We start from the raw sequence: 25,779 nt of genomic DNA on the forward strand, positions 1-25,779 counted from the left end.
TTCAAAAGCAGGGGAAAGTGACATGACAAAGATGAGTATTGGAGCGGCTTTCTCGGAAACCTTTGCGTTTCTGAAGGCCAATTGGATGCAGATGCTGATCTGGGTCGGCGGCGCCTTGGTCGTCGTCGGATTGCTCGGCTATCTGTTTCTCGGGTCGACATTTTCGGCAATGGCGATGGCACCCAACGACCCGTCCCTCATTCTGGGCGCTTTCAGCAAGATTGCCTTGTTCGCCCTGATCGCCGCGATCATCTTTTATGGCGTATCGATGCTGATCTGGCGCGGCGGCCTGCATCCCGGCGAAGCGCCCAATTTTGCATGGGCGTTTCAGGCCGGGCCGGCTCTGGCGTTCGGTATGCTCGTGGTCATGATCGCTGCCTATATCCTGATGTTCATCGTGATGTTCATCCTGACGCTGGTTTTCGGCGCGGCGTTTGGCGGGATGGGCGCACTGTCCCCGGCTGCGCTGGAATCGGGTGCCGTCGGCGGCGGCGCGATCTTCCTGATCGTCGTCTTGTATATAGCCGTCATCGTCTTCCTGCTCTGGGTGCAGGGACGTTTCCTCGTTGCGGGCCCGGTGATGGCCGATCGCCTGACGCGCAACCCGATGACGGGCCTGACCGAATCATGGCGGCTGACGGGGGCGTCGCAGTGGACGATCGTCGGTTTTTATCTGCTCTTCACGATCGGCATCTTCATCTATGCGCTGATCGCGGGCATGATTTTCGGCGGCATATTGGGCGCGATTGCGGGCGGCTCGGTCGTCGGCGCGATCCTGACGATGATCGTCATGGCCGCGATCGTCTATCTGCCGATCATCATGATTTCATTTTCGATGCCGATCGGCGTCTATCGCGCGCTTGCGCCGCGTGCTTCGGGTGACGTGTTCGCCTGATCGATCGTTAGCGCTATATGAAGAGGGCGCCGCCGGCAACGGGGCGCCCTTTTTGCGTCAGCTCCATTTCGCGAGCGGTGGCAAGCTCATCAGGATCGCGTCGATATTGCCGCCGGTCTTGAGCCCGAACAGGGTTCCGCGATCGTAGACGAGGTTGAATTCGGCATAACGTCCGCGCCAGATCAGCTGTGCCTCGCGCTCGGCTTCGGTGAAGGGCAGGCCCATTCGGCGGCGCACGATCTGCGGGAAAATGTCGAGAAATGCGTCGCCGACGGCCTGCGTCAGCTGAAAATTGCGGTCGAACTCGGCATCGTCGCCGCATTCGAGATGGTCATAGAAGATGCCGCCAACGCCGCGATGGACGCCGCGATGGGGAATGTAGAAATAATCCTCGGCCCACTTCGCATAGCGTTCATAGACGTCGGGACCGAATGGCGTGCAAGCGGCGCGCAGTCGCGCGTGAAAGGCGTCGGTGTCTTCGGGATATTCGATCGGGGGGTTGAGGTCGGCGCCGCCGCCGAACCAGCGCTTGGTCGTTGCGAGGAAGCGCGTGTTCATGTGCACCGCCGGGACGTGCGGGTTCGCCATATGCGCAACCAGGCTGATTCCGGTGGCGAAAAAACTCGGGTCCTCACCCGCGCCATGGATCGAGCCGGCGAAATCCGGCGCGAACTGCCCGGCGACGGTCGAGACGTTGACGCCGACCTTTTCGAAGACCTTGCCCGTCATCACGCCGCGAACGCCGCCGCCGCCTTCGCCCGGCTCCAGCCCCTCGGCTTCGCGGTCCCACGGCGTGTATGAAAAGCGCGCGTCGCTGCCTGCTTCTGCCTCGATCGCTTCGAATTCGGCGCAAATGCGCGTTCGAAGCGATTCGAACCAGTCGCGTGCCGTCTGTTGCTGCGGGTCGAGCGAGATCATGCCGGAAAGCCTTTCGTTTGCCTGAGCGCTTCGGCGAGCGCGATGCCAGCCGCGACCGCGACATTCAAGGAGCGAAAGCCCTCCCGCATCGGAATCGCGACGCGCGCGGTCGCTGCGTCGTGAACATAAGCCGGCACGCCCGAGGATTCGGCGCCGAGCAACAAGATGTCGCCGGGTTCGAAAGCGAAGTCGGGCAGGGGAGTCGCGCCCGCCGTCGTCAGCAGCACAAGCCGGCGCCCGGCGTCGGCGCTCCATATATGAAAGCCGCTCCAGTCGGCATGGCGGCGCACATTTGCGCGCGTCGCATAGTCCATACCCGCGCGTTTCAGTGCACCGTCGGAAAACGGAAATCCGCACGGCTCGATGATGTGCGCGGGCACACCGAAACAAGCGGCCGTGCGCAGGGTCGTGCCCACATTGCCTGCGATATCCGGCTGAAACAGGGCGATTTCCATGAGAAGCCCATAGCTGCGGCCGCCCGATGAATCGAGAGGCTTTGCTTCCGTATCGCGGTCGAGCGCGACAAGCGGAAATTGCCTGTTGGCAAGCCCGGACTGTGCGGCTATCAGGCCCGCAATTCCCGGAGGGGCCGCCGGGTTGTGCCGTTTCGTGCGTGCGCAATAGGGCGGGTCATTCCTTTCGAGAACTTTTTCTAGTTCACCCATGCAAGGGCAGTCGAATGGCCAGTGAATCTGAACTCAACGCCGGCATCGAAGATGGCGTGCGGCGCCGGGATTTCATCAATATCGCGGCAGTGAGTTTCGCTGGTGTCGGTGCGGTCGCCGTGGTGTTGCCACTGGTCAACCAGATGAACCCGTCGGCCGATGTCCTCGCGTTGTCGTCGACCGAAATCGACATTTCGGCGATCCAGCCCGGTCAGGCGATCAAGACCAGCTGGCGCAAGCAGCCGGTGTTCGTGCGCAATCTCGTTGCCAAGGAAATCGCCGAAGCCAAGGCCGTGCCGCTGGGCGACCTGCGCGACCCGCAGACGATCGACGAGCGTACCAAGCCCGGTAAGGAAAACTGGCTGATTACGCTGGGCGTCTGCACCCATCTGGGTTGCGTGCCGCTCGGCGCCGCCGAAGGCGAAAACCGCGGCGATTTCGGTGGATATTTCTGCCCGTGCCACGGTTCGCACTACGACACCGCGGCGCGCATCCGTAAGGGCCCGGCACCCAAGAATCTGGTCGTGCCGCCCTATGAATTCACCAGCGATACCGTCGTGACGATCGGCTGAGGAGCAAGATAAGATGAGCTTTCCCTGGGCCAAACCCTATGAGCCGCAGCATCCGCTTATGAAGTGGATGGACGAGAAATTGCCGATCCCGCGGCTGGTCTATAATGCCACGGGTCCCGGTTATCCGGTTCCGCGCAATCTCAACTATTTCTGGAACTTCGGCGTTCTCGCCGGCGCCGCGCTGATGATCCAGATCATCACCGGTATCGTTCTGGCGATGCATTATGCGGCCAACGCAGGTGTTGCGTTCAATTCGGTCGAGCATATCATGCGCGACGTGAACGCCGGCTGGTTCATTCGCTATGCGCATATGAACGGCGCGAGCATGTTCTTCATCGTCGTCTATCTGCACATCTTCCGCGGCCTCTATTACGGTTCGTACAAGGCGCCGCGCGAAATGGTGTGGTTGCTTGGTGTCGTGATCTTCCTCCTGATGATGGCGACCGCCTTCATGGGCTATGTGCTGCCGTGGGGCCAGATGAGCTTCTGGGGTGCGCAGGTGATTACCGGCTTCTTCTCGGCAATACCGCTCGTCGGCGAACCGGTGCGCGAATGGTTGCTCGGCGGCTTCGTCCCCGATAATGCGACGCTCAACCGCTTCTTCTCGCTGCACTATCTGCTGCCGTTCGTGATCCTGGGTGTCATCATCCTGCACATCTGGGCGCTGCACATCCCGGGTTCGTCGAACCCGACGGGCATCGAGGTCAAGGACGAGCAGGACACCGTCCCGTTCCACCCCTATTACACCGCGAAGGACGGCGTCGGCGTCGGCGTCTTCCTGCTGATCTTCGTCGCGCTGACTTTCTTCAGCCCGAACGCTCTCGGCCACGCCGACAACTATATTCCCGCCAACTCGCTGTCGACGCCGGCGCACATCGTGCCCGAATGGTATTTCCTGCCCTTCTACGCGATCCTGAAGGCGTTTACCTTTAACTTCCTGTGGATCGATGCGAAGCTGTGGGGCGTCATCGCGATGTTCGGTTCGATCGCGCTGCTGTTCTTCCTGCCCTGGCTGGACAGCTCGCCGGTCAAGTCGTCGAACTATCGCCCGCTGTACCGGATCTTCTTCTGGATCCTCGTCGTCGACGTGCTCCTGCTTGGCTGGTGCGGCATGCAGCCGGCGGAACAGCCGTGGGTGATCCTCAGCCAGCTTGGCGCCATCTATTACTTCGCCCACTTCCTGGTGATCCTGCCCATCGTCTCGCGGATCGAACGTCCGCTGCCGATGCCGAATTCGATTACCGAAGCGGTCCTCGCCAAACATGCCACCGACACCTCGTCGGCTTCGGCAACGGCCTGAGCGCCGGACTTTAATAGGAGCTGATACAGCCATGGTTCGTCCGCTCGGTTTTCTCGTCGGCCTCGGTTTCATTGCCGCGCTGGTGCTCGCGATTTTCACGACGCCGCTCAGCAATGAAGTCAATGTCGCGCACGAGTTTCACAAGCATCCCAAGCATCTGAAGCTTGCCAGCGACGGCATCGTGCTGCCGCATTGGGACAAGGCTCAGTTGCAGCGCGGGATGCAGGTGTACAAGGAAGTCTGCTCGGCCTGTCACAGCCTGCACCTCGTCGCCTTCCGCGACATTGGTGACCTCGGTTACACCGAAGGTCAGGTGAAGAGCTTTGCCAAGAGCTACGACAACATCCCGTCGATCAACCCGGATACGGGCGAGCCGGCAACGCGGACGGGGCTGCCGTCGGATTATTTCCCGTCGCCTTATGCGAATGAAACCGCTGCCCGCGCCGCGAACAACAACGCGCTGCCGCCAGATCTGTCGCTGATCACCAAGGCACGTGAAGGCGGCAAGGACTATGTCTATTCGCTTCTGACCGGGTTCCAGAATCCGCCGAAGAACCTGCCGGCCGAATTGAAGCCGGGCACGGGCCTACACTACAACCCCTATTTCGCGAACCTCAACCTCGCGATGGCGCCCCCGCTGAATCCCGGACAGGTCACCTATGCCGATGGCACCAAGGCGACGGTCGACCAGATGGCCAAGGACGTCACGGCGTTCCTCGTCTGGACCGCCGAGCCGAAGCTGATCAAGCGCATTCAGGTGGGTTATGCAGTGTTCTTCTTCCTGCTGATCTTCACCGTGCTGACCTACCTGTCGTACCGGAACATCTGGGCCGACAAGAAGCATTGAGGACATAGGGGAGGGCGGCCAACATGATCGCCCTCCCGCCTCGGCCGGACCTCGACCTTGCGTCGCTTGTCCGCACCATCCCGGACTTTCCCAAGCCGGGCATCCAGTTCCGCGACATCACCACGCTGATCGGCGATGCCGCCGGCTTCGTAGAAAGTGTGCGCCGGTTGAGTGCGCTCGCCGCCGTTCACCGGCCCGACTTCATCGTCGCGGTCGAGGCGCGCGGTTTCTTGTTTGGCGCTGCGATGGCGACCGCAATGGGGCTCGGCCTTGTGCCGGTGCGCAAGGCGGGCAAGCTCCCCGGCGTCACCATTGGCGTCGACTATGAACTCGAATATGGCGTCGACCGGCTCGAACTGCACGAAGGTGCCGTTCTGCCCGGGCACCGTGTCGTCCTTGTCGACGACCTACTCGCAACCGGCGGCACGATCCTCGCGACCGCGGCGCTGATGCGGAACGTGGGGGCAGAGGTGGCGGCGGCGCTGTTCGTGATCGACCTGCCCGACCTCGGCGGGTCGCAGCGGCTGGAAGCTGCGGGGCTTCTATGCGAGACGCTGATCGCCTTCGATGGCGACTAGTCGTCGCGGTTTCCGGCGATGACCCGGATCGGTGGCTTGGCCCCCTTGATCAGCAACCACAGTCCCAGACCGACTTCATAGAGCAGCATCGGCAGCCATGCGATCCAGGTAGCCGCCGATGACCAGTTCATCGGGCCACCAAAAAGCCCGAACTGCTGAAGCGGGATGAGGATTATCAGCAGGGCCGATGCGATGACGCCGAGCCATGCGAGCGTGGCAGGAATCATCTGCCCCCGCAGAAACAGCCAGGCGAAGGCGGTGCTCGCCACCGCGAAGAAAAAGCTGCCGTCGCCGGGGGCCGCTTCGACGATGCGGCAGGCAAGGCCAAGCAGGGCGAGGTCACGCCCGGCATCGCGCGTCAGGACATAGAGGGTGACGCCCAGAACCACAGCCGACAAAGCGGTGAACAGGCCGATTGTCTCGGTGGCATGCGGTACCCGGGCCAGCGCCATGCCTCCGATCCCCGCCGCGATATAGAAAAGGAACGCGAAGCCCGCGATCCGTGCGCTTGTTATGAAGGCCATATGTCACCCCCCCTCAGGCTGACAGTCGATGGCTCTGATCATATAGAAAGAGCGCGGGGCCCGCAAATGGGACGAATGTGAGCCCGGGCACGGACGATCGCGGACAAAGAAAAAGCCCGCGCCGAAGCGCGGGCTATCGCCCCCGTGGCAAACGGGTTGTTTTCAGAAGGGCACCCAATTCTGCTTCTTGCGGAACTTCATATAGCCCACGTTCGCGCCGAGCCGCGCGCCGACGCCGACGCGGATCGGGATTAGCACCACATCGCCGCGCCGCAGATAGCTCGCGTTGAAGCCGCCGATCAGATAGGCCGCGCCTTCGCCCGCGGGATAGCGCTTGTAGAGATCCTCGCTGTCGAAAAGATTGTACACCAGAACGAAGGTGTTGCCCGCGTTAGCGCCCGCGTCGAAGCCGACCGAAGGCCCGGTCCAGTAAGCGGGCAGTTCGCCCTCGATCTTGTGATGGAGCGTGCCCGAGCCGTACCGCACGCCAAGAACCAGCGCGCCGCCGGCTTCACGGCCGACAATATAGGCGTTGGGTTCGCCCTGCTTCTTCAGGATGTCCTCGATCAGGCCGGCGAGGCCCTGCGCGCCCTTGCCGAACACCCCCTCGGCTGCGCCGATCAGATCGTCCTTTTTGAAGGTCGATCCGGGCTCTGCAGCCACCGTCGTTGCCGAAACGTCGCCGTTGGTTGCCGGGCTATCGATGGGCGTTTCGCTTGTCTGCTGGTCTCCGGTGGCGAGATCGCTGTCATAGGAGGTGCCCGTCGTGGAGTTGCTCACCGGCGGCGGAGTGGGGGCGGGATTGTCGAGATCGGAGTCCAGCGCCGTATTGGGATCGACTTCGCGCATCTGTGCCGCCGCCGGCAATGGCGACAGCATGAGGCCGAGCGATGCCGCAGCCGCAAAGGCAAGGCTGGTGAACGTCTTTCGCATATCTGACCCCTAATGAATCGAATGACGCCTGTACGGCGAAACCTGCATTAATCATGACTCGCTTTCGCGCCCGGGCAATGAACGGGCGATGACCCGAGTCGAATTTGCGCCAGGCCGAATCATCCGCACGGCGAAATGCCCGTCGCGACGTGAAAAATGAGCAATCTTTGGCGTTGCGAGGTGCGAAGTGCATGGCTATAGCGACCCGCCTAGGCCAGACTGTTGTTAGCGCGACAGGCCATGCGGAGACGTGGGTGAGTGGCTGAAACCAACGGTTTGCTAAACCGTCGTGCTGTGAATGCGGCACCGAGGGTTCGAATCCCTCCGTCTCCGCCACAGCCTTTTCGAGCTGACCCACCCTCCCGGGAAAGCGGGGGCTCGGGGCTGCCTCGGCTCCCCATGGAGCCCCAGCGAGCCAATCCTGAAATTGGCATGTGTGGACAAGGGTCTTGCACAAAAGGGGGAATGAACGGGCTCTTCGCGCCTTACGGCCGCCGTGCAGCGACGCTCTTCGGCGAAGCGATAGCCAGCGGGATAGCATCGATACGGCTCGACGAGGCGATGATCGCATTGCTGCACGGCTTTGATGGCGGTCGAAAGCCGGAATTTGTGAACCGGGGCGTCACTCGCCGGCGAGCGACGGCGCGGTCCGGGGGCGTCCGGATGATTCTAGCCCAACCCGTTCGCCAAGCGCCGGCCGCCCCACTGTAGTTCGCGATAAGCGCCTAGCTTCGCCGATGCTCTTCGGAATGCGGTAGCAAGATAGTCGCGAGGCCGAGGAGGGGCAGATAGGCACAGAGCTTGTACACCCAGACGATGCCGTAAATGTCCGCAAGCTGCCCTAGCCCGGCGGCGCCGATCCCGCTGATCCCGAACATCAGGCCGAACATCAGCCCTGACACCAGTCCGACGCGGCCCGGGACGAGCTCCTGAGCATAGACAACGAGTGCGGCGAATGCCGACGACATGATCAGGCCGATCGAGATGGCGAAGATCGTCGTCCAGAAAAGATTGGCGTGAGGCAGGATCATGGCGAACGGCGCGACGCCCAGAAAGGATGCCCAGATCACGGCTTTCCGGCCGATGCGATCGCCGACGGGGCCGCCGGCGAAGGTTCCGACCGCGATCGCGGCGAGGAAGCAGAAGAGATAGAATTGGGACTCGCGCGCAGTCAGGTCGAAGCGTTCGATGAGGTAAAAGGTGAAATAGTTGGTGAAGGCGCCGATGTAGATGAATTTTGCGAACATGAGGACGCCGATCGCCGAAAGCGCGCGAATGATTTCGCGGCGGCTGTACTGCGAAATCTGCGAGGCCGCCGGGGCGCTGGCCTGCGCACGGCTTTGCCGCACCCGCCAGCGGGTGACGCCGAAGAGCACCCAGATCGCCGCGATAGCGACGAAAGCGAGCCAGCCGACCGCCGTCTGTCCGAACGGCAAAATGATTGCCGACGCGATGATGGGTCCGAGAGCCGAGCCCGTGTTCCCGCCGACCTGAAACGCCGACTGGGCTGTTCCGAAGCGACCGCCCGACGCCATCCGCGCGACGCGCGAGGCCTCCGGGTGGAAGGTCGCCGATCCGACTCCGATGACGGCGGATGCAAGGATCAGGGCCGCATAGCTGTCCGCCATCGCCAGCCCGCCGACGCCCGCCAGCGTGACGATCATGCCCAGCGGTAACAGATAGGGCAGGGGGCGCTTGTCGGTATAGAGGCCGACCCACGGCTGGAGCAGCGAGGCCGTGACTTGGTAGATGAGGGCGATCCAGCCGATCTGGCCGAAGCTTAGATGATATTTCTCCTTGAGCATCGGATAGATGGCGGGAAGCACGGCCTGGATCAGATCGTTCAGAAGATGCGCGAACGCGACGGCGCCAACAATCTGCACCACAAGCTTCGGTCCATCCTGGCGCGGCGCGGCGGGAGGAAGGATGTCGGGGGAGGCGGTCAGGCTGGCGGTGGCATCGGTCATTGCAGGGGCTTTCGGTTTTCTGGAAGCAGGCCTCTAGCAGGGGCCCATTTTTCCCGCTTTGTTGTATGAGCCAATCATTTCTGCGATTGGGACATCATGGAATTTTATCCCGACGAGAATGATCATGTGGCCCGGCCGCTCGTTGCGATCGGTCACGACTATCCCGACTCGTTCGAACTGGCCGAGCATCGGCACCGCCGCAGTCAGTTTCTCTATGCTGCGACCGGCGTGATGGCGGTAAGCACGCCAACGGGCGCGTGGGTCGCGCCGCCCGAGCGTGCCGTCTGGATTCCCGGCGGCACGCCGCATTCGGTGCGCATGGTGGGTGCGGTGCAGACCCGCAGCGTTCTCGTTGAACCGGGCGAATGTCGCGTGCTTGCAGCCGAGTGTCAGGTCGTCGGTGTGTCGCCGTTACTTCGCCAGCTGCTTTCTGCCGCAGCCCATGTGCTGCCCGAATATGATGTCACCGGCCGCGACGGCCTGGTCATGCATCTGCTGATGGCGGAAATCGACATTGCGCCGCTGATCCCGCTAGCGGTTCCTTTCCCGTCGCATCCTGTGCTCGCCAAGCGATGTCACGCGTTTCTCGAACGGCCCGATGCTGCCGCGACGATTGACGAGTGGGCGAATGCCATGGGGATTAATCGCCGCAGTTTCACCCGGCTTTTCCGGCGCGAAACGGCGATGAGCTTTGCTGAATGGCGTCAGCAGGCCTGCCTGTCGGTCGCGCTTCCAAAACTCGCGGCGGGAGAGCCGGTGACGTCGATCGCCTATGATCTCGGCTATGACGGCCCAGGCAATTTTTCGACGATGTTCAAGCGCGTACTTGGCGTTCCGCCGAGCCGCTATCGGTTGCCGTGATATGCTCGAGATCGAGGGTGGCTGGTGGCAATGGACCACCTTGGCACGGTGTTATTCCTCCAGCAGCAATGCCAGAATGATATTGTAATTGCGAATCGTTCTCGATAATGCCCGTCGACCTTTCCTTTTCAGAATTTTCCTATGCATGCACCAATTCCCTCGCGACCGGCGACCAAGAAGAGCCGGAAAGCCTTTTGGCTGAAGCAGCTCCACATGTGGCACTGGATGAGTTCGGCCGTCAGCCTGATCGGGCTGCTGTTGTTCGCGATCACCGGCTTCACGCTCAACCATGCCGCCGACATCGAAGGCTCGCCTGCCGTCACCCAAAAGTCGGCGCAAATGCCGTCCGCGCTGCTCGCGAGTCTCAAAAAGGCTGCGCCGCCCGCTGAAAAGGCACCGCTGCCGCGCGCCGTGGCTGACTGGGTCGAGGAGAGTTTTCCGGTCAAGGCGTCGGCCGATGCCGAATGGTCGGCAGACGAAGTCTATCTTCCCGCGCCGCGTCCGGGCGGCGATGCGTGGGTCGCGATCGATCTCGCAACCGGAGCGGCGTCGAGCGAGGTCACCAGCCGTGGCTGGATTTCCTATCTCAACGATCTCCACAAAGGGCGCAATTCGGGCGGCGAATGGAGCCTGTTTATCGACATCTTCTCCTTCGCCTGCCTTGTCTTCGCGATCACCGGCCTGTTCCTGCTCCAGCTTCACTCCGCGAAGCGCAAGAGCACCTGGCCACTCGTCGGCATGGGGCTCGCGATTCCCGCTGCCATCGCCGTCATCTTCATTCATTAGGGAGACCATCATGCAGCTTTCCACCCCTGCGCGCATCCTCGGCGGCACAATCGGCCTTGGCGCGGTGCTCGCTGCGCCCGCAATCGCTGCGGATCCCGGCACGATGGACGTGACGATCAACATTCCGCGGCTGAAGGTCGCCGAATATCACAAACCCTATGTCGCGATCTGGGTCGAGAAGGCGGGCGGCACGGCAAAGACCGTTGCAGTCTGGTACGACTATGACATGAAGGCGAACGAAGGCACCAAGTGGCTTCGCGACGTGCGCCAGTGGTGGCGCGCGGCGGGCCGCTCGATGACCTTCCCCGCCAACGGCATCACCGGTGCGACCCGCGCGCCCGGCGCGCACAAGGTTTCCTTCTCACGCGCGCAGCTCGGCGCGGCGGCGCCCGGTCAGTACACGCTGGTGATCGAGGCGGCGCGCGAGGTCGGCGGCCGTGAACTTCTGCGTATTCCGTTTACCTGGCCTGCGAAGGCCGGGGCAGGCGGCCGCGCTGCCGGAACGACTGAACTGGGGGCCGTTTCGGTCGCCTTCCGCTGAGCTTGAAAAGGACAGGACTATGAAAAAGCGAATTTGGGGTTTCGCCGCGACGGCTGCGCTTGCGGCGCTGGTCTCTGTTCCGGCTTCGGCGCATCGTCAGTGGATGCTGCCATCGTCGACGGTGCTGTCGGGAGACGATGTATGGGTCACCGTCGACGCGGCGGTGTCGAACGACCTTTTCTATTTCGAGCATCAGCCGATGCGTCTCGACGCATTGAAGGCATGGGCACCCGATGGCACCGAAGCCATGATCGAGAACAACGCGACCGGACGCTATCGCAGCACCTTCGACGTCCATCTGACGCAGAAGGGCACGTGGCGGATCGCGTCGGTGTCCGATGGCGTGATGGGCAGCTATGACCTCGGCGGCAAGACCGAGCGTCTGCCGCGCGGCACGACGACGGCCAATCTCGCCGAGCGCATCCCTGCAGGCGCGACCAACGTGAAGACGGCCGAATCGAACAACCGCAACGAGATTTTCGTGACCGTCGGCGAACCGACGAACACGCTGTTCAAGCCCACCGGCAAGGGGATCGAGCTGGTTCCGGTCACCCATCCGAACGATCTGATTTCGGGTGAAGCCGCGACCTTCCAGTTCCTGCTCGACGGCAAGCCGGCGGCAGGCCTGCCGGTCACGGTGATCCCCGGCGGCATCCGCTATCGCGACCAGCTGGGGCAGGTCGACCTCAAGACCGGTGCTGACGGCAAGGTCGAGATCAAGTGGCCCGAGCCCGGCATGTACTGGCTGAATGTGACGACACCGCAAACCGAACGCGCAGAAGGCGCGCCCGAGCCCGCAACACCGCAGCGCCGTGCGAGCTATGTCACGACGCTGGAAGTGCTCGCGCCCTGACCGACCGCGTCCTGATCCCCCGTGCGTTGACGCCCGCCGCTTTCGCCGGGCGCGACCCGGGGGCGACGATCGAATCCTTCTCCGGCGAAAGCATGGGGACCGGCTGGACGTTGCAGGCGACCGCGCCGCGCGTGGCGGTCGTGCACGGCGTTCAGGCGTCGCTCGATCTGGTCGTGGCGCAGATGAGCCAGTGGGAAGCGGATTCGGATCTCTCGCGCCTCAACCGGTCGGCACCCGGCGTCTGGCATGACGTGCCGGGCGAATTCGCGCAGGTGGTGGAGGTCGCGCTCGAAATCGCGCGTGCGAGCGGCGGTGCTTTCGATCCGGGACTTGGCCGGCTGACCGAAGCATGGGGCTTCGGCGGCATGGGCCCCGTCCGGCATATATCTGAAATAGCTGACGCCATCGTAAGCCGGACGATCGAGTGCGACGCGGCGACGCGGCGCATCCGGCGCAGCGAGGGCGCTGCACTCGATCTGTCGGGGATCGCCAAAGGCTATGGCGTCGACCTCGCGGCCGAATGGCTGCTCGCAAACGATGTGCGGCATTTTCTGCTCGAAGTGGGCGGCGAACTGCGCGGCGAGGGGATCCGCCCCGACGGACAGCCATGGTGGGTCGATGTCGAGATGCCGCCAACGTCGTCGGTCCCCGTTTGGCGCATCGCGCTGCATGACCTGTCGGTTGCCACATCGGGCAATTATCGTCGTGGCTTCAGTGCGGGTGGGCAGCATTATTCGCACAGCTTCGATCCCGCGACCGGTCGCCCGATCGTTAGCGGTGTATCGTCGGTGACGGTGATTCACCGCGACTGTATCAGAGCCGACGGCTGGGCGACCGCGCTCACCGTGTTGGGGCCTGCGGATGCGATTACGCTGGCCGATGCCGAGGGGCTCGCGGCTTGCGTGATAGCGGGCGACAGGGAGCATCTATCGCGCGCGTGGCGCGACATGCTGAACTAGCTGTCGGCCCAGCGGCGCAGGAGATTATGGTAGGTACCCGTAAGCTCGATCACCGAGCGATCGGTGCCCCCGAGTTGGCCGGTCAGGCGCTGGATCGATTGATCGAGGCCGAGGAGGAGCCGCCGCGCTTCGGTGTCGCGAACCATCGACTGAAGCCAGAAGAAGGACGCCACTCGCGTCCCGCGCGTCACCGGCGTCACATGATGCAGGCTCGACGAAGGATAGACCACCGCGTGGCCCGCAGGCAGCCTGACTTGCTGGGTGCCGAAATGATCCTCCACGACCAGCACACCGCCGTCATAGGTGTCGGGATCTTCCAGGAAGACCGTGATCGACAGGTCGCTGCGCAACCGGAAGTCCGACCCGCGCTGAATTCTGATCGCGTTGTCGACATGGGTGCCGAATGTCTGTCCTTCGCCATATCGGTTGAAGAGCGGCGGATAGACTTTGAGCGGCAGCGCCGCAGCAAAGAACAAGGGCGAATTACCCAGTGCCTTCAGGATGATCGCACCTGCCTCACGCGCCGCGACCGAGCCTTCGGGAAGCTGCTCATTCTTTTTCACCAGTGCCGACTGCGAACCCGATGTCGCGTTGCCGTCGATCCATTCTGCAGCATCGATGATTTTCCGGATGTTCGCAACGGCATCGGCATCGAGCAAATCGGGAATGGAAATCATCATGGGTTATCACCTCGGGGCAAAGGCTCGACAAAGGAAAGGACAATGTGCTGCCACAGTCGGCAGATGCAATCAAACCGGCGCTGTCGCCGCCTGTCGTCCTGCGTCCAATGCTGCGATGCCCTCGGTCCGGAGGCGCTCGTCGCCTGACGCGGCGAGCCACGCGGCCGCCTTGTCCATAAATGCCGGAGTAGCCGTTTCGCCCACGCGGGCCAGCCAGAGTAACGCCTCGTCGATGTCGCCGGCATCGACGAGCATGCGCGCGTGATTGAAACGGCCGCGAAAATCGCCGCCCTCGGCGGCGGCGCGGTAATGATCGGCGGCAACACCCATGTCGCGATCGACGACCCAGCCATCTTCGTAGAAACTGCCGACGAAGTTGGTGGCCTTGGCATTGTTCTGCGCCGCCGCCTGCCGGAGCAGCGCCAGCGCGGCGGGCTTGTCCTCGGGCACGCCCTCGCCCAGCGCGAGGAGGGTCGCATAATTATACTGGGCCCAGTCGAGCCCCATACCGGCAGCGATCCGGAACCATTCGGCGGCGCGTGCCTTGTCGACATCGACGCCCCAGCCTTGATCGTAACAGCGACCGATCATGTTGATCGCCATCGCATGACCCTGTTCGGCGGCCTTGCCGAACCAGCCGATGGCCTTTTGCGGATCGCGCGCGACGCCGTCGCCGTCGAGTAGCATCTGGCCCAAGGCTGCCTGTGCGTCGGCGAACCCCGCCTCGGCGGCGAGGCGGATCACGACGGGGCGCTCGGCATGGCCGGGGGAAAGCAGCGCGGATATTTCATCCGCGCTCATCGCTTTCAGCCGGTCCATGTCGAGCGTCGTCATCATGCGGGTCTAGTATTTGAAGTTGAGCGTCGCAATCGCAGAACGTCCCGGCGCGATGCTGGCATAGTGAGCGGTATAGGCCTGGTTGAAATAGACCTTGTTGGTCAGGTTATTGACGTTGACCGACAGGTCGAGCTGATCGTTGATCTGATAGCCGACCCGCGCATCGAAGCGCCAATAGCCCGGAATACTGCGATACATCACTTTGGTTGCCGGATTGACAGTCACGACGCCCGCGGCATTCTGGGTGGCCGAGCGATTGTCCGAATATCCGCCGAAGACGCGGCTGGTGTAAAATGCGCCGCCGCCAAGGGTCAGTCCCTTCACCGGTTCGACATTGCTCCAGATGGTGAAGCTGTTCTTCGCTGTTTGCGGGAACTGTTTGCCATTGTTGACCGACGGGACGAGCACAACCTTGGCCGCTTGCGCGCCAACGGCCGGTGCGGTGAGGGCGGTAAAGCCGCCATCGACAATCTCTGCATCCAGATAGGAATAGCCCCCAAAGACGGTCCAGCCGGGAATGATGGTTCCATTGAAACCAAGCTCGATGCCCTTGATCCGGCGTTCGCCAATAAACTGGACGGTGTTGACGTCGCTGGTTACGCGGGCGTTCTGCGTCTCGGTCTGGAACGCTGCGGCGGTCAGCGACAGACGCGAACCGAAAAGATCGGCCTTGGCTCCCAGTTCATAAGACTTTGTCTTTTCGACCTTGAGTGCGTTCAGCAGGTCAATCGCCGCAGGGGTGTTGGTCGTCCCGAGGCCGTTGCCTTCCTGGCCTTCGCCAACGAGGCTGTTCGGGGGCGTCGCCGACGTCGCATAGGATGCGTACAGGCTGATATTCGACACCGGCTTGTAGATGATGCCGGCTTGATAATTAACGATGTCGTCCTTTCGGCTGAGCGAAAATGTGCTCGTTGTCGTTGCTGCCTGACCGGGGGTGACGGTCGATTTGAAGCTGTCGAAACGGATGCCGAGATTCAGGATCAGCGCATCGCTGAGGGTGATCGAGTCGAAGGCATACACTGCCTTGGTGGTCGAATTGTTGCGTGTTTCCTGAATTGGCAGCGTCTTGGTGATCGAGCCCACGGCGGCGTAATTGCCATCGACATAATTGACCCACGAATCATTGGGATTCGGATTGAACAGGCTGGTGCAGTTGAAGGTGGCGACCTGAACATTGTTGCAAGCCGTCGCGGATACCGGCGGCGTCGCAACGGGCGTTGCGAAGTTTCGGGTTGTGACGTTGAAGCTGCCGCGACGCGCCTTTTCGGAAGACAGTTCGATGCCGGTAGCAAAACTGTGTTCGATCCCGCCTGTGTTGAATTTTCCGAACAGGTCGGTCTGGTTTGTCATGCTGGTGGTATAGCCATAGCGCGTGTTGGCGCGGCGCCACACATAGCCGCCGCCCGCCGTGATATTTGCGGGCGCCGATGCTGCCGCATTGCCGAAGACATTGCCCTGCTGGTCGTCGGGCTGCGTAAAAATATAGGCCTGGTTCGAATAATTATAGCGCGACGTGTTCCGGATTTTGATGCCGTTGCCGAAATCATGGTCGAAACGAAGCGTCAGCTGATCGGTCTTGCTGTCGCGGAAGTCCCGGTTGACGAGGCCGTAGAAGGTGTTGCGATCGACCGTTCCGGTCGTGCCACCGCGCGTTGTGCCCTTGCCGATCAGCGGTTCGGAATAGACTTTGTCGCCGAGCGGGGCGTTGCCGATGGTGTAGAAATAGGGAATGCCGCTGTCGGGCAGCTCATCGGTGTCGAGATGATAGTAGGACGCCGTCAGCTTGGTCGGTCCGTCGACGCCGATGGTCAGCGACGGCGCGATGCCCCAACGCTTCTGGTAGATCGCATCGCGTCCGGCGACATCCTGATCGTGCCACATGCCGTTGATGCGCAGCGCGACATTGTTGCCGATCACATAGTTCACATCACCGGTGATGCGCTTGTAATTGTCGGTTCCGACCGTGACCGAACCGCCGACGAAGTTCTCGTTGCGGGGCAGCTTTGAAACGATGTTCAGCGAACCGCCGGCGCTGCCGCGGCCGCCGAGGGTCGAATCCGACCCGCGGACGACCTGAATCTGTTCGATTGCGAACACTTCGCGACTCTGCGCGCCAATATCGCGGACGCCGTCGAGATAGGTGCTTCCCTGGCTGTCGAAACCGCGGATGAAAGGGCGGTCGCCGATCGGGTTGCCGCCTTCGGCTGCGCCGAACGTGATTCCGGGGACGGTCCGCAGCGCTTCGACCAGTGTTGCCGATCCGGTTTCCTTGATCACTTGCTTGTCGACGACGACGATCGAACGCGGGGTGTCGATTAGCGGAGCGACAGCCTTGGGGGTGTCGATCTGGACCTGCTGGCCGTTGACGACGATCGTGTCGCGCTCCTGATCCGCGCTGGACGAATCTTCGCCGGTTTCGGCTGCCATCGCAGGCGCGGTCGCGATAAATCCGACGCAGGAGAGCGCAAGAAACGAAGCGGACGTCGATGATTTCACGGTAAACCCCCTTTTTGTTCGGTCGACGGGCGCCGCTATTGAGAGTTGTTCTCACTGTCAACAGTTATTGAGAATCGTTCGCGATATTGTCGTAATTGCCTTCATGATTCCGTGTGAAGCGCAAATCGCCTTATCGACGCCGTTCGAGCCACCAGCTCTGGCGCCAGCCATATTGGCTCGAAATCGCGTCGCCCGCAGCATTGGTCGCGGGTTTGAAACGGAAGCGCTCCTCGATCAGCGTGCAGGTCGTCCGGTCGAGCGATACGTCGCCGCTCGATCGGGTCACGCGGCATCCGCTGACCCGCCCGGTTGCCTCGATGGTGAAGCGCACTTCGACCTCGCCGCCCGCCTTCGCCCGGCTCGCTTCCCGCGGATAGTCACGGTCACGGATCGCGCCGCTGCGCCAGGCGGCCTTGGTGCCGCCGCCGGTGCCATTGCCTGTCCCGCCCGCACCCGTTCCGTTACCGCGGCCGCCCGCCCCCGATCCGGGACCCGGATTGGGGGCGGCGCCGGCTGACATGTCTTGTCCAGCCCCCGGACGCGGCGCGGCCGCGACAGGAGGAACGACGGGTGGCAGCTTGGGCACGGGCGCGGTGATGGCCGCGGCCTTGGCATGCTTGTTCGCCGCCGATGCCTTGCCTGCGGCCTTCTCGCTGGGAGTCTTGGAAGGGACGACCCGCTCGGGCGTCGGCGGTGCGGGCATCGCGATCGCCGAAATGGCTTCGCCGGCCTTGCGCACGACCGAGAGATCGAGGCCGCTGGCCAGACCGACCCCCACGGCAACGACCGCGATCAGCGCTCCGCCGCCCGACAAGGCGCGCTGCCGTACCGAAATCTGCCCCGTGTAGGTCATTGCGCCGCCTCTTGCCCGCGCACAGCCGCGCGGAGCTGCCGCCTGTTTAGAGGAATTCGTCTAGCGTGGACATGAACCGGTCGAACTGGTCGTGGTGCAGCCAGTGGCCGGCGTTTTCGAACTCGATGACCTTGGCGGTGTTGAAATGCTCGATACGCCCGTCCTTCTCGGGATTCGAGGCCCAGCTATCTGCGCCATAGAGGAGCAGGGTGGGGCAGGTGATGGCGCCCCACAGCGCCGCAATGTCATCGCGCGGCATGTCGAAAGCGGGCCACACGTTGAGGTAATTGTCGAACTTCCAGCTCCACGTGCCGTCTTCGTTGCGGCTGATGCCATGGACGGTGAGGTGGCGGGCCTGTGGCTCGGTCAGATAGCTGTTCTCGCCCATCATGCGGGCGAGCGCATCGTCGAGCGTTGCGTAACGGCGCGGAGTGCGCCCCGCAGCCTGGCGCTTGTCGTCGATCCATTTGCGAAAGCGTTCGGCATAGGGCGTCTTCGTGCGTTCGGCGATTACCTTGGGCGACGGCCCGAGTCCCTCGATCGCGACAAGCTTGCGGACATTCTCGGGATAGAGGCCGGTGTAGCGCAGCGCGATATTGCCCCCCATCGAATGCGCGACGATCGAGATCGGACCGAGGTCGAGCTGGTGAATCAGCTGGGCGAGATCATAGACAAAGCCGTCCATCGCGTAATTGCCGTCGGGGGACCATGCGCTGTCGCCATGGCCGCGCAGATCGGGGGCGATGATATGATAGCGATCGCGAAGCTTTTCGGCGACCCAGTCCCAGTTGCGGCAATGGTCACGGCCGCCGTGGACGAGCAGCAGGGGCGGCGCGCCGCGATTGCCCCAGTCGACATAGTGCAGCTTGAGCCGCTGCGAGATGAAGCTGTTCGAGGTGGGGCCGGCACTTGCCATCGGTTCGTCCTTGCTGTCTGTTCCAGTTTCAAAAGGCGACTGGTTCCGATCCGTCAACCCCGCATCGGTGCCATTGGTCGGCTGGCATGAACGAGGGAGAGAAGCATGACGACATTTCGCGATAACCTGCTGGCGGGCAAGACGGCCTTTGTCGCCGGCGGTACGAGCGGCATCAATCTTGGCATCGCCAAGCGGTTTGCCGAGCTCGGTGCGAAAGTGGCGGTGGTGGGGCGCGATCCCGAAAAGGCGGCGCGAGCCGCGACTGAAATCGGCAAGGGCGCGATCGGCCTGTCGGCAGATGTTCGCGATTATGCGGCGATCCGCGCGGCGATGGAGCAGGTGGCGGGCGCGCTCGGCCCGATGGACATCGTCATCTCGGGCGCGGCCGGAAACTTCCTCGCCCCGGCGTTGGGTATGTCGGCCAATGCGTTTCGCACCGTTATCGATATCGACCTCAACGGTACCTTCAACGTGTTCCGCGGTTGCCACGATCTGCTGAACCGTCCCGGTGCGTCGCTGATCGCAATCACTGCCGGGCAGGCGGTCAATGCCTCGGCGTTGCAGGCACATGCCTGCGCTGCGAAGGCCGGGATCAACCAGCTGATTCGCGTCCTCGCGCTCGAATGGGGGCCCGAGGTGCGGGTGAACGGGATTTCGCCGGGGCCGATCGCCGATACCGAGGGCATGAAGCGCCTCGCGCCCGATGCCGAGACACGGCAGTCGCATTATGACCGGATCGCGATGAAGCGGTGGGGCAAGGTCGAGGAGGTTGCCGAATCGGCGGTGTTCCTCTGCTCACCCGCTGCGGGCTATATTACCGGGACGATTCTCGACTGCGACGGCGGCAGCCAGATCGGCGATGCGTCGCGCGGCGATGTGGCACGCGGAATGGCTTGATTGCGCCGCTATGGCCGACAGCAAAAACGCCGCCAACCCGTAGGGTGGCGGCGTTTTTAATGGTGGGCGTGGCAAGGATTGAACTTGCGACCCCTGCGATGTCAACACAGTGCTCTACCACTGAGCTACACGCCCATCCCTTGGGGTGACGCGGCCCCTAATATCCCCGGCGCGGCTTGGCAAGCCCTTCGCGTACGTCGTTGTCGTTATTGTTGGCTCGACCGGTCGGCGCGGCCGAACATATTGTCGACTTCGCGCACCAGATCCTTGAGGTGGAAGGGCTTCGACAACAGCTTCGCCTGCGGCACATTTTCCTCGGCGCGCAGCGATACGGCGGCAAAACCGGTGATGAACATGACCTGCGTCTGCGGTGCGACCTTCGCCGTGTGCTGCGCGAGTTCGATTCCGTCCATCTCGGGCATGACGATATCCGACAGCAAAAGATCGAAGGTTCCCGAATCGATATAGGGCACGGCGGCGGTGCCGCGATCGACCGCGGTCACGTGATAGCCGGCGCTGGTCAGCGCCCGCGCGAGATACTCGCGCATCACGTCATCATCTTCGGCCAGCAAAATACGAATCATGCTGAAATCTGTCCTCTGGTCCTTCGATGCGGCCGGTTCCGGTCGACTGCACCCTCTGCAAAGCCCTGCATAGCGTCAGAGATTTAACAAATTGACGCGGGACGCTGGATTCGTCCTGCTTTTTTTGCCACCCGTCTTTTATGCCGTCCCGCACCATCCCGCCCGCCGCCATCGCTGTCAACCGGCCGGCGTCGAGCGGACCGGTGATCGTGTCGGTGCCGCACGCCGGGCGCCTCTATCCACCGGAAATACTGGCGGCGTCGCGGGTCGACCAGCAATATCTGGAACGGCTCGAGGATGGGTGGTGCGACCTGATCGCCGCGGGAGCTCACGACGCAGGAGCAACCGTCGTTCAGGCGCTGTGGGCGCGCGCTGTCGCCGACTGCAATCGCGGAGAAGGCCAGATGGCGCCAAGCGAAGTCGCCTTGCCGTTGCGCGCGCAATTCTCTGCACCGGGACGCAAGGAACGGGCAGGGCTGGGCGTGGTGCCGACACGACTCGCCGATTGCGGCCCGCTGTGGAAGCGGCCGATCGACCACGCCGGCTTGCACTGGCGGCTCGAATCGTTTCACCGACCCTATCACGCCGCGTTGACAGGCGAATTGGCCGCGGCGCGCGACCGCTTCGGCCATGCGATATTGATCGACTTGCATTCGATGCCGTCGATTCCCCCGGGCCAGCCGGGGCACGGCGCGCGAATCATCGTCGGCGACCGGTTTGGCGGAACCGCCGGTGAATGGCTGGTCGATCTGGTTGTTGCTTCGGCCGAGCGATTGGGGGAGCCGGTGTCGCGCAACCAGCCCTATGCCGGCGGCCATATCATTCGGACGCACGGGCGACCGGCCGAGGGGACTCATGCGGTTCAAATCGAAATCGACCGCAGCCTCTACCTGACACCGGATCGTTTGCCCGATACCGGGCGCATCGCGCGGCTTGCGCGCTGGTTTTCCGGGCTCGTCATGGACGCGAGCAAGGCGCGGCCCGACGCTGAAATATTTCCGCAAGCTGCCGAATAAAAAACCACCCCGTACCGAAGTACGAGGTGGCCAGGGTCCAGGGAGGACGCGCCCGCGCCAAAGATGACGGGGCACTGACCGCGGTGGAAAGGGGGAAAACCACGGCGGTGTAGAATGGATTTAAGACGTTGTGCGCCGACTTACAAGTCGAGACGGTGCAGAATCTGCAATATATAAAGAAATTGGTCGGGGAGAGAGGATTCGAACCTCCGGCCCCTGCCTCCCGAAGACAGTGCTCTACCAGGCTGAGCTACTCCCCGACCGATCTGCGCGCCGACCGGGGTCGCCGCGAAGGCAGGGCGGTCCTCTAGACGCGCAATCTGCGAACTTCAAGCGGCAATCGGCACATCGAACATGATTGTCCGGACTACAGCATTTGGGCAGTCCGGAAGCTGAAATGACCGCTCGCAACGAAAATCTGATGATCAACCAGTTCGATGCCCATAGTCCGCAGGAAATACGCGGCTTCGTGCGTTGTGCGTATGTCGGCATCGCTCGGCCGTGCAACGCTCGACGGATGGTTGTGCGCTATCACGACTGCGGCGATGCGACCGCTCAGCAGGCCGCGCCAGCAGTGCGAGGGGATGACGCAGCGGCCTGTACCGTCGCCATCGACGCGTTCGAACCGGGCCAATCTTTCAAACGCATCGAATCCGGCAAGCAGCAGCGTTTCGCGCTCGTCGTCGAACAGCGGGCGCAGCAACTGGCGCGCAACGGCGTCCTCGGATTGGCATGGCACGAATCCGGCCAGCGCAGAAGGATCGGGCGCTTTGCCAGCGGGTTCGAACAGGGTCATCGCCGGGCCCATGCGCCGGGAGGGTGTGATTTCCAACGTCGGACTGCCCCGCATCGGAGGCTTTGTGACGCCATCCCTGCTGGTCCCTTGTCCGCGCGCGGCGCGGGGCCTAGCAACGACGTGCAAAAACCGGGAGTGAGTCTTGCCTGATTCCATCCATTATGAACTGCAATATCTCGACCTGATGCGCCGCATCTGGGTAGAGGGGGACAAACGTGTCGATCGCACTGGGGTCGGGACGCGGTCGCTGTTTGGCGAGACGATGCGATTCTCGCTGCAGGACGATGCGATCCCGTTGCTCACGACCAAGCGAGTCTATTGGAAAACGGCGCTCCGCGAACTTCTGTGGTTCCTGACCGGCAACACCAACATCCGGCCGCTCGTCGCGCAGGGGGTCAAGATCTGGACCGACTGGCCGCTCGATAAATATCGCCGCGAGACCGGCGACACGATCAGCGCTGAGGCGTTCGAGGCGCGGATCATTGCTGACGAGGTTTTCGCGTTACAGTGGGGCGACCTTGGCCCGGTATACGGCCATCAATGGGTGAACTGGCCGCGGTACGAGCCGGCCGGCGAGGGGCTCTTTCGCCGCGCCGCGCAGGGGCACAATCAGATCACGGCACTGATCGAATCGCTGCGCAACAATCCCGGGTCGCGCCGCCATATTTTTACGGCCTGGAATGTCGCCGATCTCGACCGCATGGCACTGCCGCCGTGCCACATGACCTATCAATTTCATGTCCGTAGCGACGGCGGTTTATCATGCCTGCTGTTCCAGCGCTCGTGCGATCTCGGGCTGGGCTTTGCCTTCAATATTTTCGAAGCGGCGCTGCTGACGCGCCTGATTGCACAGCAATGTGACCTTCGTGCACACGAACTGGTGTGGACGGGCGGCGACGTCCACCTCTACCTCAACCACGCGGATCTGGTCGAAGAACAGTTGTCGCGCGCGCCGGGAGGCAGCCCAAAGCTGCGTATCCTGCGACAGCCTGACAGCATTTTCGACTATAAGTTCGAGGATTTCGCGGTCGAGGATTATGTGCCGCAAGCGCATATTTCCGCGCCCGTCGCGGTCTGATGGCTGCCGTTGCATTCGTATGGTGACCGTAATAATATGTCGCCACGTTGAAATATAACTAGGCGCGATTCGCGTCTTCAAAGGGATGAAGAGATGACCGAAACGGATCGGCGCCCGGCGAGCAATTTGCCGCCGCTGTCGCTTCATATCCCCGAACCGCGCTATCGCCCTGGCGATACGCCCGATTTTGGCGATATTGACGTTCCCGCTGTCGATGCGACCCCGCGCCCGAGCGAAGCCACGAAGCCGGATGCGATGCGCGACCTTTGTTACGGCCTTGTCCGCGTGCTCGATTTCGACGGGCAGGCGAAGGGTCCGTGGGATCCGAAGCTCTCGCCCGAGCGGTTGCGGACGATGCTTCGTTACATGATGCTCGTTCGCGCGTTCGACGACCGCATGTTCCGGGCGCAGCGCCAAGGCAAGACCAGCTTTTATATGAAGTGCACCGGCGAGGAAGCGACGTCGGTCGCCTCGACATTGGCACTCGATCGCGGCGACATGTGCTTCCCCAGCTATCGCCAGCAGGGCATCCTGATCGCGCGCGACTATCCGCTGATCCAGATGATGAACCAGATCTATTCGAACCGGGGCGATCACTTGATGGGCCGTCAGCTGCCGATCATGTATTCGGCGCCCGAGCATGGCTTCTTCAGCGTGTCGGGCAACCTCGCGACCCAATATCCGCAGGCGGTAGGCTGGGCGATGGCGTCGGCGTCGAAGGGCGACAGCCGGATCGCGACCGTATGGTGCGGCGAAGGTTCGTCGGCCGAAGGCGACTTCCATTCGGCGCTGACCTTCGCGACCGTTTACAATGCGCCGGTGATCTTCAACGTCGTGAACAACCAGTGGGCGATTTCGAGCTTCTCGGGCTTTGCCGGCGGCGAGCGCACGACCTTCGCGGCACGTGCGGTGGGTTACGGCATCGCGGGCCTGCGCATCGACGGCAACGATCCGCTCGCGGTCTATGCCGCGACACAGTGGGCCGCCGATCGCGCCCGCACGAACAATGGCCCGACGCTGATCGAGCATTTCACCTATCGGAGCGAAGGTCACAGCACGTCGGACGATCCGACCGCCTATCGCCCCGCCGAAGAGCCGACGATCTGGCCGTTCGGCGACCCGATCGACCGCCTCCGCCAGCATCTTGAAGTGCTCGGCGAATGGGATAGCGAGCGCCACGAAGCGCAAGCCAAGGAGCTCGACGATCTGGTCAAGACGACCCAGAAACAGTCGGAGAAACTCGGCATCTTGGGCCACGGCATGCACCAGCCGTTCGAAACGATGTTCGACGATGTGTTCGAAGAGCTGCCCTGGCATCTCAAGGAACAATGCGAACAGATGCTCGCCGAGCAAGAGGCCAAGTTCGGCCCCAACTGGAAGCCCGAATGATGAGCGCCGATACCCAAACCGCCACCAAGACGATGAACATGATCGAGGCGATCAACAGCGCCATGGACGTCATGCTCGAGCGTGACTCGAACATGGTCGTGATGGGCGAGGATGTCGGCTTTTTCGGCGGCGTGTTCCGCGCCACTGCGGGCTTGCAGAAAAAGCATGGCAAGACGCGCGTGTTCGACACGCCAATCAATGAATGCGGCATCATCGGCGTCGCGGTTGGCATGGGTGCGTACGGCCTCCGCCCGGTTCCCGAGATCCAGTTTGCCGACTATATCTATCCCGGGCTCGACCAGCTCGTCAGCGAGGCGGCGCGCCTGCGCTATCGCTCGGCGGGCGATTTCATCTGCCCGATGACGGTGCGGACCCCGTTCGGCGGCGGCATCTTCGGCGGCCAGACGCATAGCCAGTCGCCCGAAAGCATCATGACCCACATCTGCGGCGTGAAGACGGTGATCCCGTCGAACCCCTATGATGCCAAGGGCCTGTTGATCGCGGCGATCGAGGATAACGACCCCGTCGTCTTCCTCGAACCCAAGCGCATCTATAACGGCCCGTTCAGTGGCTATTACGACCGCCCGGTCGAACCCTGGTCGAAGCATGACGCGAGCACAGTGCCCGAGGGGCATTACCGCATCGAACTCGGCAAGGCTGCGACGGTGCGTCCGGGCGAAGCGCTCACCATCCTCGCCTATGGCACGATGGTCCATGTCACCAAGACGATCGTCGAGGAAATGGGTATCGACGCCGAGATCATCGACCTGCGCACTTTGCTGCCGCTCGATATCGAGGCGATCGAAACGTCGGTGAAGAAGACTGGCCGCTGCCTGATCATCCACGAAGCGACGCGCACCTCGGGCTTCGGCGCCGAACTCGCCGCGCTGGTGCAGGAACGCTGCTTCTATCACCTCGAGGCGCCGGTCGAGCGCGTGACCGGCTTCGACACGCCTTATCCGCATAGCCTCGAATGGGCCTATTTCCCCGGCCCGGTGCGCATCGCGACCGCGCTGACCAAGATTTTGAAGGACTGAC

At 62.6% G+C, this 25,779-nt stretch carries 27 protein-coding genes and 3 tRNA genes; 16 read left to right on the forward strand and 14 right to left on the reverse strand.

Annotated features, from left to right (window positions below):
• The first annotated feature begins 22 nt into the window (after window positions 1–22).
• Entirely contained in the window at window positions 23–895 is an 873-nt protein-coding gene (locus tag AC07NV_RS20170; protein WP_495168182.1) for a hypothetical protein, read from the forward strand.
• A 57-nt stretch (window positions 896–952) separates the two neighbouring features.
• Here the strand turns inward: AC07NV_RS20170 and hemF are convergent, their stop codons facing one another.
• Together hemF and AC07NV_RS20180 are read right to left on the reverse strand one after the other, a co-directional pair.
• Window positions 953–1,813: an oxygen-dependent coproporphyrinogen oxidase gene (gene hemF, locus AC07NV_RS20175; protein WP_495168183.1), complete on the reverse strand. Its 861-nt coding sequence runs from the start codon at window positions 1,811–1,813 to the stop codon at window positions 953–955.
• A complete protein-coding gene (locus AC07NV_RS20180) occupies window positions 1,810–2,268 on the reverse strand; it encodes a tRNA (cytidine(34)-2'-O)-methyltransferase (protein ID WP_495168184.1) in 459 nt (152 codons plus the stop codon). The genes hemF and AC07NV_RS20180 overlap by 4 nt, the downstream gene beginning before the upstream one ends.
• 224 nt (window positions 2,269–2,492) lie before the next feature.
• Here AC07NV_RS20180 and petA point away from each other — a divergent pair, with 224 nt between their 5' ends.
• The 4 genes from petA to AC07NV_RS20200 are packed head-to-tail and all read left to right on the forward strand — an operon-like array spanning window position 2,493 to window position 5,775.
• A complete protein-coding gene (petA, locus tag AC07NV_RS20185) occupies window positions 2,493–3,050 on the forward strand; it encodes a ubiquinol-cytochrome c reductase iron-sulfur subunit (protein WP_166941599.1) in 558 nt (185 codons plus the stop codon).
• A 13-nt stretch (window positions 3,051–3,063) separates the two neighbouring features.
• Window positions 3,064–4,350, forward strand: a complete 1,287-nt coding sequence (locus AC07NV_RS20190; RefSeq protein WP_495168185.1) for a cytochrome b — start codon at window positions 3,064–3,066, stop codon at window positions 4,348–4,350.
• Between the two features lie 31 nt (window positions 4,351–4,381).
• Window positions 4,382–5,197 (forward strand): cytochrome c1, encoded by an 816-nt coding sequence (locus tag AC07NV_RS20195; protein WP_495168186.1) that lies wholly within the window; start codon window positions 4,382–4,384, stop codon window positions 5,195–5,197.
• Window positions 5,198–5,220: 23 nt separating this feature from the next.
• On the forward strand, window positions 5,221–5,775 hold the full coding sequence (locus AC07NV_RS20200) for an adenine phosphoribosyltransferase (protein WP_495168187.1): 555 nt from the start codon (window positions 5,221–5,223) through the stop codon (window positions 5,773–5,775).
• On the opposite strand, the gene AC07NV_RS20205 is transcribed toward AC07NV_RS20200, so the two are convergent.
• Entirely contained in the window at window positions 5,772–6,299 is a 528-nt protein-coding gene (locus AC07NV_RS20205) for a DUF4386 family protein (RefSeq protein WP_495168188.1), read from the reverse strand. The two genes, AC07NV_RS20200 and AC07NV_RS20205, sit on opposite strands and share 4 nt — an antisense overlap.
• A gap of 162 nt (window positions 6,300–6,461) precedes the next feature.
• A complete protein-coding gene (locus tag AC07NV_RS20210) occupies window positions 6,462–7,232 on the reverse strand; it encodes a DUF1134 domain-containing protein (RefSeq protein ID WP_495168189.1) in 771 nt (256 codons plus the stop codon).
• Between the two features lie 244 nt (window positions 7,233–7,476).
• On the opposite strand from AC07NV_RS20210, the gene AC07NV_RS20215 reads away from it, so the two are divergent.
• Window positions 7,477–7,568 (forward strand) — tRNA-Ser (locus AC07NV_RS20215).
• Between the two features lie 389 nt (window positions 7,569–7,957).
• Here AC07NV_RS20215 and AC07NV_RS20220 read toward each other — a convergent pair.
• Window positions 7,958–9,199 (reverse strand): MFS transporter, encoded by a 1,242-nt coding sequence (locus AC07NV_RS20220; RefSeq protein WP_495168190.1) that lies wholly within the window; start codon window positions 9,197–9,199, stop codon window positions 7,958–7,960.
• A gap of 96 nt (window positions 9,200–9,295) precedes the next feature.
• Here AC07NV_RS20220 and AC07NV_RS20225 point away from each other — a divergent pair, with 96 nt between their 5' ends.
• The 5 genes from AC07NV_RS20225 to AC07NV_RS20245 all read left to right on the forward strand — a co-directional run bounded on the left by AC07NV_RS20225 (window position 9,296) and on the right by AC07NV_RS20245 (window position 13,199).
• Window positions 9,296–10,060, forward strand: a complete 765-nt coding sequence (locus AC07NV_RS20225) for an AraC family transcriptional regulator (protein WP_495168191.1) — start codon at window positions 9,296–9,298, stop codon at window positions 10,058–10,060.
• A 141-nt stretch (window positions 10,061–10,201) separates the two neighbouring features.
• Window positions 10,202–10,846, forward strand: coding sequence for a PepSY-associated TM helix domain-containing protein (locus AC07NV_RS20230; RefSeq protein ID WP_495168192.1), 645 nt, complete (start codon window positions 10,202–10,204; stop codon window positions 10,844–10,846).
• Window positions 10,847–10,856: 10 nt separating this feature from the next.
• On the forward strand, window positions 10,857–11,387 hold the full coding sequence (locus AC07NV_RS20235) for a DUF2271 domain-containing protein (protein WP_495168193.1): 531 nt from the start codon (window positions 10,857–10,859) through the stop codon (window positions 11,385–11,387).
• 19 nt (window positions 11,388–11,406) lie between these two features.
• Complete coding sequence (locus tag AC07NV_RS20240; RefSeq protein ID WP_495168194.1) at window positions 11,407–12,240, forward strand: DUF4198 domain-containing protein; 834 nt, start codon at window positions 11,407–11,409, stop codon at window positions 12,238–12,240.
• 26 nt (window positions 12,241–12,266) lie between these two features.
• Complete coding sequence (locus tag AC07NV_RS20245) at window positions 12,267–13,199, forward strand: FAD:protein FMN transferase (RefSeq protein WP_495168195.1); 933 nt, start codon at window positions 12,267–12,269, stop codon at window positions 13,197–13,199.
• Here the strand turns inward: AC07NV_RS20245 and AC07NV_RS20250 are convergent.
• The 5 genes from AC07NV_RS20250 to AC07NV_RS20270 all read right to left on the reverse strand — a co-directional run bounded on the left by AC07NV_RS20250 (window position 13,196) and on the right by AC07NV_RS20270 (window position 18,981).
• Complete coding sequence (locus AC07NV_RS20250) at window positions 13,196–13,879, reverse strand: Fe2+-dependent dioxygenase (RefSeq protein ID WP_495168196.1); 684 nt, start codon at window positions 13,877–13,879, stop codon at window positions 13,196–13,198. The genes AC07NV_RS20245 and AC07NV_RS20250 overlap by 4 nt on opposite strands.
• A 69-nt stretch (window positions 13,880–13,948) precedes the next feature.
• Window positions 13,949–14,716 carry a tetratricopeptide repeat protein gene (locus AC07NV_RS20255; RefSeq protein WP_495168197.1) on the reverse strand — a complete coding sequence of 256 codons (768 nt, stop codon included), beginning with the start codon at window positions 14,714–14,716 and terminating at the stop codon, window positions 13,949–13,951.
• 6 nt (window positions 14,717–14,722) lie between these two features.
• Window positions 14,723–17,212, reverse strand: a complete 2,490-nt coding sequence (locus AC07NV_RS20260; protein WP_495168198.1) for a TonB-dependent receptor — start codon at window positions 17,210–17,212, stop codon at window positions 14,723–14,725.
• Window positions 17,213–17,342: 130 nt separating this feature from the next.
• On the reverse strand, window positions 17,343–18,065 hold the full coding sequence (locus AC07NV_RS20265) for an energy transducer TonB (RefSeq protein WP_495168199.1): 723 nt from the start codon (window positions 18,063–18,065) through the stop codon (window positions 17,343–17,345).
• Window positions 18,066–18,111: 46 nt separating this feature from the next.
• Window positions 18,112–18,981, reverse strand: a complete 870-nt coding sequence (locus tag AC07NV_RS20270) for an alpha/beta fold hydrolase (protein WP_495168200.1) — start codon at window positions 18,979–18,981, stop codon at window positions 18,112–18,114.
• Window positions 18,982–19,086: 105 nt separating this feature from the next.
• Between AC07NV_RS20270 and AC07NV_RS20275 the strand changes: the two genes are divergently transcribed.
• On the forward strand, window positions 19,087–19,878 hold the full coding sequence (locus AC07NV_RS20275; RefSeq protein ID WP_495168201.1) for an SDR family oxidoreductase: 792 nt from the start codon (window positions 19,087–19,089) through the stop codon (window positions 19,876–19,878).
• 60 nt (window positions 19,879–19,938) lie between these two features.
• Here AC07NV_RS20275 and AC07NV_RS20280 read toward each other — a convergent pair.
• Together AC07NV_RS20280 and cpdR are read right to left on the reverse strand one after the other, a co-directional pair.
• Window positions 19,939–20,013: transfer RNA gene (locus tag AC07NV_RS20280), tRNA-Val, on the reverse strand.
• 71 nt (window positions 20,014–20,084) lie between these two features.
• The gene (gene cpdR / locus AC07NV_RS20285) at window positions 20,085–20,462 is read right to left on the reverse strand and encodes a cell cycle two-component system response regulator CpdR (RefSeq protein WP_294036215.1); all 378 of its coding nucleotides are present in this window, start codon (window positions 20,460–20,462) and stop codon (window positions 20,085–20,087) included.
• A gap of 140 nt (window positions 20,463–20,602) precedes the next feature.
• Here cpdR and AC07NV_RS20290 point away from each other — a divergent pair, with 140 nt between their 5' ends.
• Window positions 20,603–21,478 (forward strand): N-formylglutamate amidohydrolase, encoded by an 876-nt coding sequence (locus AC07NV_RS20290; RefSeq protein ID WP_495168202.1) that lies wholly within the window; start codon window positions 20,603–20,605, stop codon window positions 21,476–21,478.
• Between the two features lie 183 nt (window positions 21,479–21,661).
• Here AC07NV_RS20290 and AC07NV_RS20295 read toward each other — a convergent pair.
• Window positions 21,662–21,738, reverse strand: a tRNA-Pro gene (locus tag AC07NV_RS20295).
• A 107-nt stretch (window positions 21,739–21,845) separates the two neighbouring features.
• Window positions 21,846–22,274 carry a JAB domain-containing protein gene (locus tag AC07NV_RS20300; protein ID WP_495168203.1) on the reverse strand — a complete coding sequence of 143 codons (429 nt, stop codon included), beginning with the start codon at window positions 22,272–22,274 and terminating at the stop codon, window positions 21,846–21,848.
• Between the two features lie 142 nt (window positions 22,275–22,416).
• Here AC07NV_RS20300 and thyA point away from each other — a divergent pair, with 142 nt between their 5' ends.
• The 3 genes from thyA to AC07NV_RS20315 all read left to right on the forward strand — a co-directional run bounded on the left by thyA (window position 22,417) and on the right by AC07NV_RS20315 (window position 25,778).
• Window positions 22,417–23,352 (forward strand): thymidylate synthase, encoded by a 936-nt coding sequence (gene thyA / locus AC07NV_RS20305; RefSeq protein WP_495168204.1) that lies wholly within the window; start codon window positions 22,417–22,419, stop codon window positions 23,350–23,352.
• A gap of 93 nt (window positions 23,353–23,445) precedes the next feature.
• Window positions 23,446–24,741: a 3-methyl-2-oxobutanoate dehydrogenase (2-methylpropanoyl-transferring) subunit alpha gene (locus AC07NV_RS20310; RefSeq protein WP_495168205.1), complete on the forward strand. Its 1,296-nt coding sequence runs from the start codon at window positions 23,446–23,448 to the stop codon at window positions 24,739–24,741.
• 32 nt (window positions 24,742–24,773) lie between these two features.
• Window positions 24,774–25,778, forward strand: coding sequence for an alpha-ketoacid dehydrogenase subunit beta (locus AC07NV_RS20315; protein WP_495168280.1), 1,005 nt, complete (start codon window positions 24,774–24,776; stop codon window positions 25,776–25,778).
• Window position 25,779: the final 1 nt, after the last annotated feature.

The organism is Sphingopyxis sp. GW821-FHT10B01 (genome assembly GCF_059415685.1).

Coding starts and splice junctions, on each gene's coding strand:
- AC07NV_RS20255 (WP_495168197.1), bottom strand. CDS start 14,716: ATGATGACGACGCTCGACATGGACCGGCTGAAAGCGATGAGCGCGGAT.
- AC07NV_RS20275 (WP_495168201.1), top strand. CDS start 19,087: ATGACGACATTTCGCGATAACCTGCTGGCGGGCAAGACGGCCTTTGTC.
- AC07NV_RS20315 (WP_495168280.1), top strand. CDS start 24,774: ATGAACATGATCGAGGCGATCAACAGCGCCATGGACGTCATGCTCGAG.
- AC07NV_RS20220 (WP_495168190.1), bottom strand. CDS start 9,199: ATGACCGATGCCACCGCCAGCCTGACCGCCTCCCCCGACATCCTTCCT.
- AC07NV_RS20230 (WP_495168192.1), top strand. CDS start 10,202: ATGCATGCACCAATTCCCTCGCGACCGGCGACCAAGAAGAGCCGGAAA.
- AC07NV_RS20250 (WP_495168196.1), bottom strand. CDS start 13,879: ATGATGATTTCCATTCCCGATTTGCTCGATGCCGATGCCGTTGCGAAC.
- AC07NV_RS20200 (WP_495168187.1), top strand. CDS start 5,221: ATGATCGCCCTCCCGCCTCGGCCGGACCTCGACCTTGCGTCGCTTGTC.
- AC07NV_RS20310 (WP_495168205.1), top strand. CDS start 23,446: ATGACCGAAACGGATCGGCGCCCGGCGAGCAATTTGCCGCCGCTGTCG.
- AC07NV_RS20240 (WP_495168194.1), top strand. CDS start 11,407: ATGAAAAAGCGAATTTGGGGTTTCGCCGCGACGGCTGCGCTTGCGGCG.
- AC07NV_RS20290 (WP_495168202.1), top strand. CDS start 20,603: ATGCCGTCCCGCACCATCCCGCCCGCCGCCATCGCTGTCAACCGGCCG.
- AC07NV_RS20300 (WP_495168203.1), bottom strand. CDS start 22,274: ATGACCCTGTTCGAACCCGCTGGCAAAGCGCCCGATCCTTCTGCGCTG.
- AC07NV_RS20270 (WP_495168200.1), bottom strand. CDS start 18,981: ATGGCAAGTGCCGGCCCCACCTCGAACAGCTTCATCTCGCAGCGGCTC.
- AC07NV_RS20195 (WP_495168186.1), top strand. CDS start 4,382: ATGGTTCGTCCGCTCGGTTTTCTCGTCGGCCTCGGTTTCATTGCCGCG.
- hemF (WP_495168183.1), bottom strand. CDS start 1,813: ATGATCTCGCTCGACCCGCAGCAACAGACGGCACGCGACTGGTTCGAA.
- AC07NV_RS20205 (WP_495168188.1), bottom strand. CDS start 6,299: ATGGCCTTCATAACAAGCGCACGGATCGCGGGCTTCGCGTTCCTTTTC.
- AC07NV_RS20180 (WP_495168184.1), bottom strand. CDS start 2,268: ATGGAAATCGCCCTGTTTCAGCCGGATATCGCAGGCAATGTGGGCACG.
- AC07NV_RS20190 (WP_495168185.1), top strand. CDS start 3,064: ATGAGCTTTCCCTGGGCCAAACCCTATGAGCCGCAGCATCCGCTTATG.
- petA (WP_166941599.1), top strand. CDS start 2,493: ATGGCCAGTGAATCTGAACTCAACGCCGGCATCGAAGATGGCGTGCGG.
- cpdR (WP_294036215.1), bottom strand. CDS start 20,462: ATGATTCGTATTTTGCTGGCCGAAGATGATGACGTGATGCGCGAGTAT.
- AC07NV_RS20235 (WP_495168193.1), top strand. CDS start 10,857: ATGCAGCTTTCCACCCCTGCGCGCATCCTCGGCGGCACAATCGGCCTT.
- AC07NV_RS20265 (WP_495168199.1), bottom strand. CDS start 18,065: ATGACCTACACGGGGCAGATTTCGGTACGGCAGCGCGCCTTGTCGGGC.
- AC07NV_RS20210 (WP_495168189.1), bottom strand. CDS start 7,232: ATGCGAAAGACGTTCACCAGCCTTGCCTTTGCGGCTGCGGCATCGCTC.
- AC07NV_RS20170 (WP_495168182.1), top strand. CDS start 23: ATGACAAAGATGAGTATTGGAGCGGCTTTCTCGGAAACCTTTGCGTTT.
- AC07NV_RS20225 (WP_495168191.1), top strand. CDS start 9,296: ATGGAATTTTATCCCGACGAGAATGATCATGTGGCCCGGCCGCTCGTT.